The organism is Rossellomorea aquimaris (assembly GCF_020172085.1).
In the GTDB taxonomy this organism is placed as follows: Bacteria; Bacillota; Bacilli; order Bacillales; family Bacillaceae_B; genus Rossellomorea; species Rossellomorea aquimaris_E.
The window spans coordinates 295,551-312,108 of record NZ_JAIVAT010000009.1 but is presented as its reverse complement, the minus strand read 5'-3'; the positions used below and the strand labels follow the sequence as shown (position 1 = coordinate 312,108).

13 protein-coding genes and 1 riboswitch are annotated in these 16,558 nt (G+C 45.5%); of the genes, 12 read left to right on the top strand and 1 reads right to left on the bottom strand.

Annotated features, from left to right (window positions below; translation table 11 throughout):
* Positions 1 to 104 precede the first annotated feature (104 nt).
* The 7 genes from LCL96_RS21125 (at position 105) to LCL96_RS21095 (ending at position 8,209) form a co-directional block, all read left to right on the top strand.
* Positions 105 to 1,007 carry a carbohydrate ABC transporter permease gene (locus LCL96_RS21125; protein WP_224944999.1) on the top strand — a complete coding sequence of 301 codons (903 nt, stop codon included), beginning with the start codon at positions 105 to 107 and terminating at the stop codon, positions 1,005 to 1,007.
* Between the two features lie 32 nt (positions 1,008 to 1,039).
* Positions 1,040 to 1,870 (top strand): carbohydrate ABC transporter permease, encoded by an 831-nt coding sequence (locus tag LCL96_RS21120; protein WP_219166455.1) that lies wholly within the window; start codon positions 1,040 to 1,042, stop codon positions 1,868 to 1,870.
* A gap of 440 nt (positions 1,871 to 2,310) precedes the next feature.
* Positions 2,311 to 3,957, top strand: a complete 1,647-nt coding sequence (locus tag LCL96_RS21115) for an alpha,alpha-phosphotrehalase (RefSeq protein WP_224944997.1) — start codon at positions 2,311 to 2,313, stop codon at positions 3,955 to 3,957.
* A gap of 397 nt (positions 3,958 to 4,354) precedes the next feature.
* Positions 4,355 to 5,344, top strand: coding sequence for a LacI family DNA-binding transcriptional regulator (locus LCL96_RS21110; RefSeq protein WP_224944996.1), 990 nt, complete (start codon positions 4,355 to 4,357; stop codon positions 5,342 to 5,344).
* Between the two features lie 183 nt (positions 5,345 to 5,527).
* Positions 5,528 to 5,633, top strand: a riboswitch (SAM riboswitch).
* Between the two features lie 70 nt (positions 5,634 to 5,703).
* Positions 5,704 to 6,717 (top strand): methionine ABC transporter ATP-binding protein, encoded by a 1,014-nt coding sequence (locus LCL96_RS21105; RefSeq protein WP_224945093.1) that lies wholly within the window; start codon positions 5,704 to 5,706, stop codon positions 6,715 to 6,717.
* Positions 6,707 to 7,372: a methionine ABC transporter permease gene (locus LCL96_RS21100; protein ID WP_224944994.1), complete on the top strand. Its 666-nt coding sequence runs from the start codon at positions 6,707 to 6,709 to the stop codon at positions 7,370 to 7,372. The genes LCL96_RS21105 and LCL96_RS21100 overlap by 11 nt, the downstream gene beginning before the upstream one ends.
* A 21-nt stretch (positions 7,373 to 7,393) precedes the next feature.
* Positions 7,394 to 8,209, top strand: coding sequence for a MetQ/NlpA family ABC transporter substrate-binding protein (locus LCL96_RS21095; protein ID WP_224944992.1), 816 nt, complete (start codon positions 7,394 to 7,396; stop codon positions 8,207 to 8,209).
* Between the two features lie 92 nt (positions 8,210 to 8,301).
* Here the strand turns inward: LCL96_RS21095 and LCL96_RS23665 are convergent, their stop codons facing one another.
* Positions 8,302 to 9,474 (bottom strand): SEC-C metal-binding domain-containing protein, encoded by a 1,173-nt coding sequence (locus LCL96_RS23665; RefSeq protein WP_318246451.1) that lies wholly within the window; start codon positions 9,472 to 9,474, stop codon positions 8,302 to 8,304.
* A 279-nt stretch (positions 9,475 to 9,753) separates the two neighbouring features.
* On the opposite strand from LCL96_RS23665, the gene LCL96_RS21085 reads away from it, so the two are divergent.
* The 5 genes from LCL96_RS21085 to LCL96_RS21065 all read left to right on the top strand — a co-directional run bounded on the left by LCL96_RS21085 (position 9,754) and on the right by LCL96_RS21065 (position 16,529).
* Positions 9,754 to 10,956, top strand: coding sequence for a M20 metallopeptidase family protein (locus LCL96_RS21085; protein ID WP_224944990.1), 1,203 nt, complete (start codon positions 9,754 to 9,756; stop codon positions 10,954 to 10,956).
* Positions 10,953 to 12,272 (top strand): amidohydrolase, encoded by a 1,320-nt coding sequence (locus LCL96_RS21080; RefSeq protein WP_224944988.1) that lies wholly within the window; start codon positions 10,953 to 10,955, stop codon positions 12,270 to 12,272. Before LCL96_RS21085 ends, LCL96_RS21080 begins: the two co-directional genes overlap by 4 nt.
* Complete coding sequence (locus LCL96_RS21075; protein ID WP_224944986.1) at positions 12,269 to 13,501, top strand: M20 family metallo-hydrolase; 1,233 nt, start codon at positions 12,269 to 12,271, stop codon at positions 13,499 to 13,501. The genes LCL96_RS21080 and LCL96_RS21075 overlap by 4 nt, the downstream gene beginning before the upstream one ends.
* A 9-nt stretch (positions 13,502 to 13,510) precedes the next feature.
* On the top strand, positions 13,511 to 14,812 hold the full coding sequence (locus LCL96_RS21070) for a hypothetical protein (protein WP_224945091.1): 1,302 nt from the start codon (positions 13,511 to 13,513) through the stop codon (positions 14,810 to 14,812).
* Between the two features lie 187 nt (positions 14,813 to 14,999).
* Positions 15,000 to 16,529 carry an AbgT family transporter gene (locus LCL96_RS21065; RefSeq protein ID WP_224944984.1) on the top strand — a complete coding sequence of 510 codons (1,530 nt, stop codon included), beginning with the start codon at positions 15,000 to 15,002 and terminating at the stop codon, positions 16,527 to 16,529.
* The last annotated feature ends 29 nt before the right edge of the window (positions 16,530 to 16,558 follow it).

Genomic DNA, 16,558 nt, shown 5'->3' with positions numbered 1-16,558 from the left:
TAAACAAAATGGACGCTGTCATAAACATAAAATGGAGTTACAGGTGTGCTGCCTGAACTCCATTTTTAGAATCATTGTGCGTACGTTTAGATAGGTGGGATATCATGAGCAATGGATGGAAAAACAGCATTAACAAAAATAAGCATCCCTATGTGTTTATTGCTCCTGCAGTGATCATATTGACCGTTTTCAGCATTGTGCCCATTATTGTCGCTTTTTTGATCAGTTTCACAGACCTTGATTTAAAAGGGCTCGCCGACTGGTCGAATGTCAGCTTCATCGGTATGGACAACTACTCGGCATTACTCACAGACGAATTGTTTCACAAATCGATATTCAACACCCTGTTCTATGTCATCATAGGTGTGCCTCTAGTTATCATATTCTCACTAGGCATCGCCTTGCTGCTGAATTACGGGACAAGTAAGTTGTTTACTGTATTCCGCGGTGTGTACTACATGCCGTCGATTACGAATATCATCGCCGTAGCGGTCATCTGGGGGTTCCTGTACAACACGGAATACGGATTGTTTAACTATATTTTATCACTGCTGGATGTCGATAAGATTCCTTGGTTAGGAGAGCCAACGATCGCCAAGCTATCGTTGATTGTGTTAGCCGTATGGAAAGGGATCGGGATCAATATGATCATCTTTCTCGCTGCCCTGCAGGGAATTCCGAAGTCGTACTACGAAGCGGCGGAAATGGATGGAGCGAACCGTTGGCAGGTATTGTGGAATGTCACGATCCCGTTACTCCGCTATGCCACTTTCTTCGTCACGGTCACCACGTTGATCGGATGGCTGCAGTTCTTCGAGGAGCCATTTGTCATGACGAATGGCGGTCCCCTTGACGGAACAATCTCAATGGCCTTATTCATCTATCAAAAAGGGTTCCAGTTCAGTGAATTCGGCTATGCGGCAGCAGGATCATTCATCCTGTTCATCATCATCATTATCATCACGCTTCTTCAATTTAAGATGAGAAAATCTGATACAGAATATTAAGAACGAAACTATACAGTATCGGGGCTGAATATATGAAAACCAAAACAACGAAAACAAAGGTGGAAAAGCTCTTTATCATCCTGTTGCTTGCTCTAGGAGGAATCATTGTTTCCGTTCCTTTTATATGGATGATCTCAAGCTCATTCAAGCCTGAAAGTGAAGTGCTACAAATACCGCCAAGCCTGATTCCGGAAAATCCGACGCTCGAAAATTACGTAAATTTATTTGAAAGCATGAATTTCGGTGTGTATTTACGAAATACGTTGATCATCGTGTTATTCTCTTTTGTCGGCTTATTCTTTAATGCCATGGCCGGGTATGGGTTTGCAAAGTATCAGTTTAAAGGCAGGGAGAAAATCTTCTATATCGTGCTGGCCACGATGATGATCCCTGCACAGGTTACCATGATCCCGGTTTATTTGATCCTGAATGAAATGGGACTGACGAATACGATGACGGGAATCGTGCTGCCTGGTCTCGCCGCAGCCTTCAGTATTTTCTTATTCAGGCAGTTCATGACGACAATTCCAACTGACTTGATCGAAGCGGCAAGGCTTGACGGAGCAGGGGAGTTCTATATTTTCTTCCGATTGATCGTTCCGATTGCGAAGCCGATCTTCGCAGTACAGGGAATCCTGACGTTTATCGGGGCATGGAACAGCTTCCTATGGCCGCTGATCATCGCCAACGATGAAAGTCTCTACACATTATCTGTCGGACTTTCATTGCTGCAAGGGCAATACGCCAATAATTTCGGCCTGCAGATGGCGGGAGCAGCCTTCATGGTGGTCCCGATCATCATCATCTTCTCCTTCTTCCAGAAATATATCGTGGAAGGGTTTACGATGTCGGGTATTAAGTGAGTGACGTGTACCAGGTACAAAGTGTGATCAATGTACCTGGTACATTTCTTTTATCTTCAGTGGTAAAAACCAAGAACCTCTAATTCTTTACCTAACCAGTATTTTTAGAGTAGTGAGCGGAATTTTCTTTGCATGGAGCTAGGTGTTGACCGAGCATTCAGTGCCTCGATTTACCTGTTTTTCTGTATACAAACCAGCTACATCTTACTACCAAAGGATATTTGCTCCACAGATCTTCATAGTTCCTTTTAATAGGAACTATTTTAGCAAGTGTTTAAGGAATCTATACTAAAAGATTGAAGCGGAAGGTGCTCGACTCCTGCGGGAAACGCGGGAAAGTTGAGACCCCACAGGGCTTTAGCCCGAGTAGGCTCAACTCACGCCCCGCGGAAAGCGAGCACCTGGAGCGGAAATCAACACTATATTATTGAGGTGAAACGATGGAAAAAGCATGGTGGCAGCAGTCCACAATATATCAAATATACCCAAGAAGCTTCAATGATACGAACGGAGACGGTATCGGAGATCTTCAAGGCATCATCGAAAAGCTCGATTACCTCCAGCTTCTCGGGATCGATATTATCTGGTTAAGCCCGGTCTATCAATCCCCGAACGATGATAACGGCTATGATATCAGCAATTATTATGACATCATGGATGATTTCGGTACGATGGAAGACATGGAAAGATTGATTGAGGAAGCGAAGAAACGGGACATCCACATCATGATGGATCTCGTCATCAACCATACTTCTGATGAGCACCCATGGTTCATGGAGTCCAGGAAATCCAAGGACAATCCTTACCGGGATTACTATATTTGGAGGGACAGTCAGGACGGTCCCCCAAGTGACATCCAATCCGTTTTCAGCGGACCTGCCTGGGAAAGGGATGAACAATCAGGCGAATATTACTTTCATCTTTTCAGTAAAAAACAGCCGGACCTCAACCTCCATAACCCGGAAGTCCGTGAGCATTTGTACAACATGATGAACTTCTGGCTCAGTAAAGGAGTCAGCGGGTTCCGCATGGATGTGATCGATCTGATCGGGAAGGCAATAGATGAGAAAGTACTTACCGACGGGCCGAAGCTTCATGAGTATTTACGGGAAATGAACGAACGGGTCCTCTCTCAATATCCAACGGTCACGGTGGGAGAGACCCCTTCCGCTACGCCGGAAACCGCTCAGCTTTACACAGGGAAAGGACGGAATGAACTCGACATGGTGTTCACCTTTCAGCATATGTCCCTGGACGAAAGAGCCGGCGAAGGGAAATGGGCATTAAAGGAACTGGATTTCGTCGAGCTGAAAAAAGTGCTGAGCACCTGGCAGACATCCCTGTTTCAGAAGGGATGGAACAGTTTATACTGGAATAATCACGACCAGCCGCGTATCGTATCGAGGTGGGGGAACGACCAAGAATACCGGATCGAATCCGCCAAAATGCTCGCAACCGTCCTTCATATGATGCAGGGGACTCCTTTCATCTATCAAGGTGAAGAAATCGGGATGACGAATATCGACTGGGACAATATCAACCGCTATCGCGACATAGAAACGATCAACTATTTTCATGAAAAAAGATCAGAGGGTGTGCCGGAGAAGGAAATCATCCAATCAATCCGTGCGAAGGGCAGAGACAATGCCAGGACCCCTTTTCAGTGGAATGATGAGGTTCATGCCGGCTTTACGAATAGTGTTCCTTGGATTGAAGTGAATGAAAACTATAAAGAAATCAATGCTCTAGAGGCAATGGAAAATCAAAACTCTATCTTTTATCATTATCAAAAACTCATCGCCCTGAGGAAACGATTGGATATCCTCATTTATGGAGAGTATGAATTATTATTGGAAGATCATCCGGAGATCATGTCCTACACGAGAAAATGGGAAGGTCAAACCCTGGTCGTCGTCGCGAATTTTTACGGAGGAACTCCTGACTTTCATTTGCCTGAAGGACTGGATGATGCTCATGGAGAAATGATCATCAGTAATTACTCCGATACGAGTGAAAAACCGTCAGGAATTGGGCGTCTTCGTCCTTATGAAGCCGTTGTGTATTTATTGAATGGTAGGGAAGAGTGAGGATAGGTAGGGTCTGGTTTGAAATATGTGGATTTTTCGACAAGAAGCTCATATATTTGTGAGACGGATCATAAAGTCTTGCAAGTGGCTCATATATCTAGAATCCGGCTCATAAAGTCTGAAAACCGGCTCATATAAGGCTCGAGATATAGGTTTAAGAGGATGCAGATCTAAAATAAGACCTCATTAGGGCCATTTTAAAAAAGTTTTGATCAAAACGGGTATGTTAAGAGGTTATTTCTATCGAATGAACCACTAAAATGCTCGTTTCAATTAACATCGTAGTGAATGTCACTTGAAAAACAACCAATTAATTGAAACGCTTTCATGTATAATGGATAGAAGAATCTAGTAAAGAAGGATGCCTTCATTTTTAGAAGCAATAGGATGTGAACTTATGGCAACCATCAAAGATGTGGCCAAGCTTTCCGGAGTCGCTGTTTCGACCGCTTCTTATGCACTGAACAACAGTAAAAAAGTGAGCGAAGAAACAAGACAAAAGGTATTAGCGGCAGCCAAACAATTGAATTACCAAAAAAACGGGCTTGCTTCCGATTTGAAAAGGACAAGTACCAATACAATCGCCTTGATATTGAGCGACCTCTCAGGTCCTTATTATTCTGAACTGATCAAGGGCGTACAGGATGTCACCTCCACGAATGGATATGATTTAATTGCGTGCAGTTCCATCGGGGGAGTGCAGTCGACGGCTGTTAAATTCCTGAAGGAAAAACGGGTCGACGGTGTTATTATCCTTGCTCATAACATAAGCGACGAGACGATCCTTGAATCAGCAAGAGAAGGCTTTCCGATCGTGGTTCTCGACCGGAGCATCAAAAGCGATCACGTCACCCAGATCGAAGTCGACAATGTGCACGGAGCCTTCGTGGCGACGGAACATTTGATTGAGAGGGGGAACCGTGATATTGCCTATATCAGCGGACCATACAACTCTCATGACAATGACCGGCGTTTCCAGGGTTTCCGGGAAGCACTGAATAAAAACGGTATCGAATATAAATCAAAGTGGAAAGTATCTGGGGGCTTCACGCGTGAAGGTGGCTATCAGGCTACCAAAATGCTGATTGCTCAGAGAGATGTCCCCGAGGCCATCTTCTACGCAAACGATGAAATGGCGATCGGCGGCTTACAGGCATTGAACGAAAAAAACATTTCGGTTCCAGGGGATATTTCTGTCATGGGTTTTGATGATATCCAACTGTCAGAATACGTGTCTCCACCATTGACGACCATGAGACAGCCGAAGTACGAAGCCGGTGCACTGGCCGTTCACCTCATCTTTCAAATGCTCATGAAGGAAGAAGTCGATTCGTATTATAAATTGACTACGGAGCTTGTTGAAAGGGAATCGGTGAAGAAACGATAAAATAAGGAACCTGGTCTTTCCTGGATGGATGGGAGAGGCCAGGTTTTTATTACTAAAAGTTTATGTTAATAAGACAACAAAGATAGCGCTTACATAAAACTCTATGAAAAATTATCTATTGACTTCCCTACCAATACCCAGTATTATCCTCAATAAGATAAAATTTTGAAAATTACATACATTCAATTATCCAGAGTGACCGAGGGATCAGGCCCTATGACGTCCGGCAACCTCCAGTATTGGAACGGTGCTAATTCCTGCAGAATGATTTCATTCTGAAAGATAAGTCGAGATAGACAAGCGATGCTTCTTTCAGTTGAAAGAGGCATTTTTTTATTGGAGAAAAAGGGGTGTGCACATTGATCGAGATCCGGAATCTAGTGAAAACATACAAAACAAAAAAGCAGACGGTGGTTGGTGTTGATAACGTCTCTGTCACCATCCAAAAGGGAGAGATCTTCGGGATCGTCGGATACAGCGGAGCCGGGAAGAGTTCTCTCATCCGCTGTCTGAATCTATTGGAAACCCCTACATCAGGGGAGATCATCATTGATGGGCAGGATTTTACGAAGCTCACGCCAAAAGGTCTTCGACTCGCCCGTCAGAAAACGAGTATGATCTTTCAGCATTTTCATCTCATTAAATCCAAAACGGTTTTTGACAATCTGGCCTTTGCTTTGAAAGCGGCACATGTTCCAAAAGCTGAGATCAAACCAAGAGTCGTTGAACTTCTCGAGATGGTCGGTCTATCCGACAAAGCGGATGCCTATCCTGCCCAGCTCAGCGGCGGACAGAAGCAGAGAGTAGGGATAGCAAGGGCCCTCGCAAACAATCCATCCGTATTACTTTGTGACGAAGCGACATCGGCTCTCGATCCGAATACGACGAAATCGATTTTAAGGCTGTTGAAGAAGATCAACAAAGAACTGGGATTGACGATCGTCCTCATCACCCACGAAATGGAAGTGGTGAAGGAAATCTGCGACCGGATGGCTGTGATGCAGGACGGGAAGATTGTGGAGGAAGGACCGGTATATGACCTGTTTGCCAATCCGAAACAGCCTTTGACGAAGCAGTTTATCGAAACGATTCTCCAATTCGAACTGCCGCCTCATCTGGTGGAATCACGAACGGGGAAGCTTATCAAAATCCAATTCAAAGGATCCATCGCTGAGGAAAGCGTAGTGTCAGAGGTGTTTCAGCGGTACAAGGTAAGGGGGAATATCCTTCATGGCAAGATTGAATATATTCAGGACGTTCCACTCGGGATCTTCATCATGGAGCTGATTGGTCCGTCGAGTGAGATCGATGCGGCGATTCACTATATCACAGCGAAGACACAAAGTCTGGAGGTGCTAGCGGATGCTGCCTGATTCATTGACTGCTATTTTACCAGAATTGAATAAAGCCTTTTTTGAAACGGTGTATATGGTGGGGATCTCACTGGCTGTAGCGATTGTGCTTGGCTTACCACTGGGGATATTGCTATTTGTGACAGATAAAGGGTTGTTTTTACAAAATAGTTTTATAAAAAAGGTGGTCGGATTCGTTGTAAATATGGTCCGTTCAGTTCCGTTCATCATATTACTAGTGGCCCTTTTACCTTTGACGAAATTTTTGACAGGGACGACGATTGGACCGACGGCCGCTTCCGTATCCCTTTCGGTAGCAGGCATTCCATTTTTTGCGAGAATGGTAGAAACGTCTTTAAGGGAAATTGATAAGGGAGTCATTGAAGCCTCGGTTTCCGTCGGGGCAAGTCCTTGGATGATCATTAAAGATGTGCTGTTACCTGAAGCACGACCGGCCGTCATACAGGCCATTACGATTACAACGATCAGTTTAGTCGCCTATTCCGCTATGGCCGGCATCGTCGGTGGAGGTGGGGTCGGGGACCTGGCTATCCGCTTCGGATATTACCGATATGACAACACGGTGATGATCACTACCGTCGTGATTCTGATTTGTTTGGTTCAACTCATCCAATATACGGGTGATGTGTTTGCTAGATTGGTTGATAAACGATAACGACTTTAGGAGGAACAACGAGTGAAAAAGTGGATACTAGTAGCAGCATTCGCACTAACAGTGAGCGTATTAGCGGCTTGTGGAGGAGAAGAGGCAAGCTCGGAAGATAAAAAAGAAGTGACGATCGGAGCGACATCCGGTCCATACAGTGATATGGTGACCAAGGCGATCAAGCCCGGTCTTGAAGAAAAAGGATACACGGTGGAAGTGAAGGAATTCAGTGATTATATCCAGCCCAATAACGCGCTGGCCCAGGGAGACCTTGATGCGAATCTGTTCCAGCATAAAATCTACATGGAGACCTTCGCGAAGGAGCATAACATGGATCTATCCGAAGTGATTGTCGTTCCGACGGCTCCGATGGGAATCTACTCTCAGAAGTTCAAGTCGATTGAAGACATCAAGGAAGGCAGTGCCATCGCAATCCCGAACGATCCGACGAACGCGGCAAGAGCGTTTCAGATTCTTGAGGATGCCAAGTTGATCACGTTAAAACCGGACACGAATCCACTGACGGTATCAGAGAAAGACATTGATGAAAATGTGAAAAACCTGCAGTTCAAGCCAATCGAAGCAGCACAGCTTCCAAGAGCCGTCGACAGTGTGGACCTGTCAGCAGTACCAGGCAACTACGCACTTGCGGCTGACATGGACTTGCTGGATGCCCTTCAGCTTGAAGATATGCCCGACCAATACCGTAACCGTGTAGTAGTGAACGCAAAAGACGTCGACTCCCAACTCGCCAAAGACATCAAAGCAGTTGTAGAAGCGGAAGAATTCGAAAAAGTCATCGACAAAGAATTCAAAGGCTTCGGCAAGCCGGAGTGGATGAAATAGAGGGACGGACCTCAAAAAGCACCCAATTTAAGTGAATAAACGTTAAAGGGACGGGCTTCCGCATGAAAATGCGGAGGTCCGTCCCTAATCTGTTATAGGCAGCACTTTTTGTGTTTTTTTCCGCTTCCACATGGACAGGGGTCGTTGCGTCCAACTTTGTCTCCGGTTTGTGCAGGTTGAGGAGCGATAAGCGGCGGCTCATTCATTGATGGGTATTCGACTTCTTCCATCACTTTTCTCCACATAGGGAGTTTTGGATGCTTGATCTCGTTCATGATGCAGTTGACGTAAAGGGATTCTTCTAGACAAAGCATGTTTTCATCATAGCCTTCATCGATGAGCGCTTCAATTTTTGGAATCGCATCTGTTGACAGCTGCTGGCATAAATAATCTGCAATCAGTGTTTTAGCGGTCACATCGTTCGTTCGGTCAAATAATCTTAACAGAGCTTGTTCTGCTTCTTTGGTTTTTATTCTGCCAAGAACATCCAGCGTGTAGAAATAGGTATTTCCAAAGAGGGCTACTTTTTCAACCTCGCGTACCACTTGGTCCGTCCCAATTTTTACAAGGGCATTGGCTACTTCCTCGAATAACGTATCACTTTCGTCTTCATCTTTGAAGAGATTAACTAACTGTGGGACCACGTTTTCTTCACGAAGTTCACCTGAAGAATAAACGATGAAGATCCCGTTAAAATCAAACCCATCAATATTCTCCACGCTATCTTGCAGTCCCGCTTGTATTTCCCAACTTTCGATCTCGTTTTTATTGATCAACTCTTTTATGATTCTTTTACCATGGTCATAAAGGGATTGATTAAATCTTTCATTATCTAAGTAAACGCTAATGTCAGCAAGATCCTTGTAGAGCTCCTCAGCCGTCAAAGAAGGAAGTTTTACAATGTCTGCTAATTGACCATCACCCACAAAGCTTTTGACTTCATTTTTGTATGCAATTAACAAATCAGTATCAGCATTTAGCAGTAATTGAATATAAAAAAACCGATCGTCGTCCTCATTGCCAAGACTCTTTAATCGATTAATGACCTCCATGACCCCTTCCTCATTTAGTGGCAGGTACATCAGGTTTGGGAGCACAGAAGAAGGATACTCCGAAACTAGACCGCGGTCAACGGCCCTTAACCCGGTCAATAATGTCTTCCCACAAGGTAAATACGTATCCTCCAACATCTCAATCGCATACCTCTGCACAAACGGATTCTCACTCAAAAAATAAAGCTCGACTCTCTCAACAAAACGGTTCATCCAACCATCCTTTATCATAGTATTTCCTTCAGTGTAATGGGTGGGAGGGGAAAAGGAAAGAGGGACGGACCTCTGTTATGTCAACTCCAGGAGTGTTATTTGTGATAAGAACAGGATTCCCTGAAAAAATCGTGAGGTCCGTCCCTCAAAAAGTACTGGGCTCAAAAAACTTTTCCACTGAAAGAGGGATTTCCAAATTGGTTAGCGAATGTATATATTAACGGTATTATTAAGGAACTTTTCCTTAAATAATCAATCGACGGAAAAAGGAGATTTTTCATGGAATTAAAGCAGCTTGTCCAATCAGTAGAGAATGAAGTCATTGATATGCGCAGACATCTTCACCAGTATCCGGAGGTGAGTGGGGAAGAGTATGAAACATCTAAAACGATTCAGAAGAAATTGTCCGAAGCAGGCATCCCATTTAAAACCGGTTATGCAAAGACAGGTGTCCTCGGTATCATACAAGGTGAAAAGCCAGGCGGAACGATCGCCCTTAGAGCCGATATTGATGCCCTTCCCATCCAGGAAGAAAACGATCTTCCCTACAAATCCACCATCCAGAATAAGATGCATGCCTGCGGCCACGACGCCCATACGTCTATGCTCATCGGAACAGGGAAAGTGCTCCATCAATTGAAGTCGGAAATAGCGGGTACCATCCTCCTTGTCTTTCAACCTGCAGAGGAAAATGCACCTGTCGGGGGATCGCAGCAGATGATGGACGATGGGGTGTTTGATGAATATACACCTGACGTCATTTTCGGACAGCATGTGTGGCCGGATCTGCCTGTCGGGGAAGTTGGGGTTGTACACAACGAGATCATGGGTGCGTCAGACCGCTTTAAGATTACGGTCAAGGGTTCCGGTGGACATGCGAGCATGCCCCATCAGTCTAATGACGCCATCATCATCGCGAATAACCTCATCACCCAGCTTCAAACGATCGTAAGCAGGAACACCGATCCCATTGATTCCGCGGTCCTTACTATTGGGAAAATTGAGGGAGGCTATCGATACAATGTCATCGCGGATGAAGTGAACCTTGAAGGAACGATTCGTACGTTTAAACCGGAAGTGAAAGAGATGGTGAAGAACCGTTTCTATTCCATTGTAGAAGGGATAGGGAAGAGTTTTGATGCCCAGATGACCATTGAATACTTGGACGGCTATCCGGCGACGATCAATTCACCTCAATGGGCAGATGAAGTACGGAATGCTGCCCGGAAGGTTCTTGGGGAAGACGCGACCCCAACCGTATCGCCATCTCTTGGAGGGGAAGATTTTTCCCGTTTCCTTCAGAAATATCCCGGAGCCTTCTACTGGTTGGGAACGTCTGTGAAGGATTCAGAACCTCAATATCCCCTTCATGATCCCCGGTTTAAGTTGGATGAACGTGCTCTAAGTAAAGGCGTAGAAGTGATGTCCAAGTTGGCACTTGATACATTAAAGAACCTTAATAAAGAGGAGACTCGCAAATGACTCCACTCGAACAGTTTATTAAAGCACTAAAGCCGACTCTCACTACTTTCAGGCGTACTTTTCATCAAAACCCTGAACTCGGATTTACTGAGTATGTGACCACCTATCTTATTGGCAAGGAACTGGTCGATCTCGGTTTCAAGGTTCATCTTGGACAAGATGCTTTGGAATCTGAAGTCCGGATGGGGGTTCCCGTTGAAGACTATTTATCTCTTCAAGAAGAACGTGCCCTGAAAGAAGGGGTGGAGAAGAGCTGGTTGAATCAAATGAAAGGTGGACACACAGGTCTGGCAGCCACTTTAGACACAGGGAAGCCCGGGCCGCATATGGCGTTTCGTTTTGACATTGATGCCTTGCCTATCAATGAGTCGCAAAACCCAGAGCACTTTCCTACAAGTGAGAAATTCAACTCACGCAACCAAGACGTCATGCATGCCTGCGGACATGACGGCCACGCTACCATCGGGATCGGTGTGGCAAGCTTCTTATCAGCATATAAAGAGGAACTTGAAGGCAGGTTCACGATCCTTTTTCAACCGGCTGAGGAAGGTGGCAGGGGATCGAAGGCCATGGTGGAAAAAGGTTGGCTTAAGGATGTCGATTACTTTGCAAGCGGTCATATCGGAATCCGGGACACAAAGGTCGGAAGGGTCTATGCTACGACTCATTCTTTCCTCGCGTCTTCCAAAATCAACGTCACGTATAAAGGGAAATCCGCACACGCAGGCCTCGAGCCCGAGAAAGGGAAGAATGCTCTCCTCGCTGCGGCTGCTGCCAGCCTGCACCTCTATACTATTCCACGTCATTCGGATGGGGCGACCAGAATCAATGTTGGAAAGCTTCAAGCAGGAACAGGACGAAACATCATTGCGGATGAAGCGCATCTCGAAGTGGAAACAAGGGGAGAAACGACCAAAATCAATCAGTATATGCTAAAAGAGGCCCACCGAATTCTCCAGGCATCAGGAGATCTCTATGGTGTGGAAACGGAAATTAATCTGGTAGGGGAAACAGTGGAAGCGCAGTGCGACGAAGAATGGATTCGGTGGTTAAAAGAAGTAAAGGAAGAAAGCCCCTATCTATCAGAAGTTCTTAACGACTTCCCGTTAAAGGCATCTGAGGATGTAACCTATATGATCAATGAAGTGCAAAGGCAGGGCGGAAGCGCAACGTTCATGGTCTTTGGCACACCATTGAAAAACGGACATCACCATCACGAATTCGATTTTGAAGAAAATGTCCTGCAGGTCGCTGTAGATGCCTTTGCCCGCTTGATTTTTAAAAGATCACAACAAACTGAGGAGGCTATAAATTGAAGGGATGGTTGGATACAACGTTAAAAGCATTAAACCTGGTCGATACCATGGACCAGCCCGATGGATTTACGAGATTAGGATATTCAAAGGAAGAGCTGGCTTCAATGGATGTCTTTCGTGAAGTGGCAGAAAATCTGGGATTATCTGTGCGCAAAGACGATGCAGGAAACCTTTTTGCCAGATGGGAAGGAGTAAATCCACAAGCCGTTCTGACAGGGTCTCATCTCGATACGGTCGAAAATGGAGGCGGTTATGACGGTGCAGCCGGTGTCCTCTGTGGTCTTGGTGCCGTAAAAGTACTGAAGGACCGGGGATTCAAACCTCACCACTCCATAGAAGTAGTCTGCTTTGCCTCTGAGGAATCAGCTCGTTTCGGTGTTTCGACCATTGGGAGTAAGAGTGTGGCAGGAATCCTCGATAAATCGGTAGAAAACGTTAAAGACCGGCACGGGACAAGTATTAAGGACGCTGTGGAATCTACAGGCTTAGACTGGTCGTCCATAGAAAAAGCGGAACGACCCCTAGATGAAATCCTTTCTTTCATTGAAATCCATATCGAACAAGGAACTCAAATTGAAGATCATGGGGCTCAGTTCGGAATCGTCCGTGGCGTGGCCTGCCCGATCCGGTTGAAAGTGAAAGTAGAAGGCATGGCCGGGCATACAGGTACGACTCCGATGGGAAAAAGAAACGATGCCCTTGTGGCCCTTGCCCCACTCATTACATTCGTTTCCGAAGAGGCTGAAAAACTGTCCAATCGATCCTCGAAACCCCTCGTGGCAACCGTCAGCACTCTAGACGTAAAACCGAACGTCATGAATGTCATCCCCGGTTACGCAGAAGCGGGAATCGATATCCGCTCCGTCGACGATCACTTGAAACGAGAAATGGCAGATCACATCATTGAAAAATGCCGAAGCGTCGAGAAAGCATTTAATGTTACAATCAAAGTAGAAACTCTTGTAGATAATCCTTCTGTTCTTTTAGATGAAGAGCTGACCTCCAGGGCGAAGTTTGCCGGAGAAAATCTCGGTTACAAAACCTTGGTAATGGACAGCGGAGCGGGACATGATGTCATGAACATGGCGGCAAAATGGCCGTCTGCATTAGTGTTCATCTCTTGTGAAAAAGGGATCAGCCACCATCCGAAGGAGCATAGCACGCCCGAAGACTTACATGCAGGAGTCGAGATTCTAGCTGAAGTATTACAGCAAGAAGCAGGTGAATAATCATTGTTAGTGAAAATTGGTGTCATCGGTCCTGATGATTCGATCAAACGGATAACTCATGTAGCAACGTATTTTGAAAGTATTGAACTTGTGAACTTTCCCTACGATCAAGTGGATGAAATCGAGCACATCTTAGAGAGTAACCGAGGTCTTGTTGATCAATGGTTCTTCTCAGGGCAGTCTCCTTTTTACTATGCTCTTGAAAAAGGTTGGATCTCGGAAAAGGAAGGGAGCTATCCTCCCCTACACGGATCAAGCTTCTTCGGGGCATTATTAGAGGCGCAGCTGAAAGAACAACGTCTACTACATAAAATCAGTATTGATACGATTTCAAAAGAGGAAATTGAAACGGCTTTGGCGTTTCATTCCTTTGATCAGCTCCATATCGCAAGCTATCCGTATGAAGGATATCGCAGTGCCGCTGAACTTATCGACCATCACCGTACCCTTTACGAAAAAGGTGAAATTGAAACCGCCATTACATGTATCCAAAGTGTGCAAAAGAGCCTGACCGAAATGGGCATCCCATGCTACCGTGTCGTGCCGACGAATTTATCCATCCGGATGATCCTACAATATTTACTAGAAAGGGCCCAGTCCAGAAAGTATCAGAAATCACAGATTGCCATCGTCGGGATCGAAGTGATCTACTCCACGCAAACACTGGACGAGTCCCATTTTTCGTATAAAATGAAGCATCAGGAGCTGGATTTGAAACGGAACCTCCTAGATATCGCCCAAAAAATCAACGGATCCATGGTTCAGCTTGGAGATGGATTATTCTTTGTATATACCACGCGTGGGGAACTGGACCTTCATGAAAAGGAATCGATTTTCTCCACCCTGACTCAGGAGGTGAAGGTTCATACAGATTTGGATATCCGGGTGGGATTAGGATTCGGAGTCACCGTGTTGGAAGCAGAGCACCATGTCCGTCTTGCGTTTCAGCATGCGAGAAAGCACGAATCGTCCATCGTCGTCAGTGTCAATGAAGATAAGACGGTGACGGAAATCCTTCCATCCACAACATCCATTACCTACTCACTGAACAACCTGGGGGATGAATGGAAGAAAGCCTTCAAGGACGCAACGGTCAGTTCGGCCATCGTTTCCAAAATACTATCCCTTTCGCGTCACTATGATAAAGAGGAGATAACCTCCCAGGACCTTTCCCGCTGGCTAAAAAGCACAGAGCGGAACGGCCGGAGGATCCTGACTGAAATGGAACGGATCGGTATTGTGAAAATCAGCGGTGAAGAACAAAGCGGGGGCAGGGGAAGACCTAGAAAATTATATCGTTTTCAACTGTAAGGAAAGGTCTCATTCTAATTTAGAATGAGACCTTTTTTTGTAAAGAAAACCTACCGTAATCCGTAAATTAAAAATTTTCTAATAAATTTTCGATTTTTAAAAGGAATTGAGCGTTTTGTATCGAAATACTTATTAACGGAAGTAAAAAGGAATTATTCCTTAAAACATTATATGAAGGAGTGACCTCATGACAAATCCTAATGTAGAAACGAATCCACCCCAAAAGGAGAAAGGATTTCTTCGCTTTCTGGGTGGCATTGAGAAGGTAGGGAATAAACTTCCCGACCCATTTATGTTATTTGTGTATTTATCTGTTTTTATTGTCCTTTTTTCATGGTTTATTTCCAGCTTGGGTGTTACAGTCGTTCATCCGAAAAATGGGGAAGTACTTCCCATCAAGAGTCTTGTTTCAGGTGAGGGGCTTCAATATATCCTAACCTCCATGCTTGATAACTTTACCGGCTTCGCGCCACTCGGCCTGGTGCTTGCGATGATGCTCGGTATTGGGCTCGCGGAAAAAGTAGGGTTGCTTGAAACGGCGATCAAGAAAACGGTATTAAATGCTCCAAGAGGATTGATTACGTACGCGGTCATTATGGTCGGGATCATGGGGAATCTGGCATCAGATGCTGCGTTTGTCATCATCCCGCCACTCGCCGCTATGATTTTCTATACAGTAGGCAGACATCCGTTAGCAGGTCTTGCCGCAGGCTTCTCCGGAGTAGGGGCAGGATTTACGGCAAACTTCATCATCACGGGTACCGATGCCCTGCTTGCCGGAATCTCAACAGAAGCGGCTAAAGCATTCGATGTAGGGGTTACACCTGTGGACAACTGGTACTTCATGATCACCTCCGTCGTATTCCTGACGGTCGTCGGGGCATTTGTGACGGAAAAGATCGTGGAGCCACGACTTGGAACGTATAAAGGAAAAGTCGATAAAGTGCTGGAAGAAGAGAGTCCTTTAGAAGGAAAAGCGTTACGGAATGCAACGTTAGCAGGATTGGCATTTGTGCTGCTTCTGGTCGTGTCCATTGTATGGCCAAACTCACCGATGCGAAATGAAGATGGCGGCCTCATACCGTCCACCTTCCTATCAGGCATCATCCCTATCACTCTATTATTCTTCATCATTATCGGTGTCGCATATGGAGTGACAGTAAAGAAGATCCAATCAACAAGAGATGTACCGAAATACATGACGGAAGCCATGAAGGACATGGGCGGTTATATCGTTCTGATTTTCGCGGCAGCTCAATTCATCGCTTATTTCGACTGGACCAATCTCGGAACATGGGTAGCGGTCAGCGGGGCGAACTTCCTAGAATCAATCAATATGACAGGGCTCGCAGGCATCATCGGGTTTGTCCTGTTAACAGCACTATTGAACCTGCTGATCTTCAGTGGATCGGCACAATGGGCACTGGAGGCGCCGATTTTCATCCCGATGTTTGCAACTCTAGGATATAATCCGGCGTTCGTTCAAGCCGCTTACCGGATCGCAGATTCATCCACCAACATCATCACACCGATGAATCCGTACATCATCGTCATCCTCGCCTTCATGCGGGAATACGATAAGAAAGCCGGTCTCGGAACGTTGATTTCGCTTATGCTTCCTTATACGATTGCTTTCTTGTCGGTCTGGATCGTATTGCTATTGGCGTTTGCTTTGTTAGGAATACCGTTTGGACCTGGTGTAGGGGTTTATATGTAGGACCCCAGTCACTACTATTTTGCTAGAAA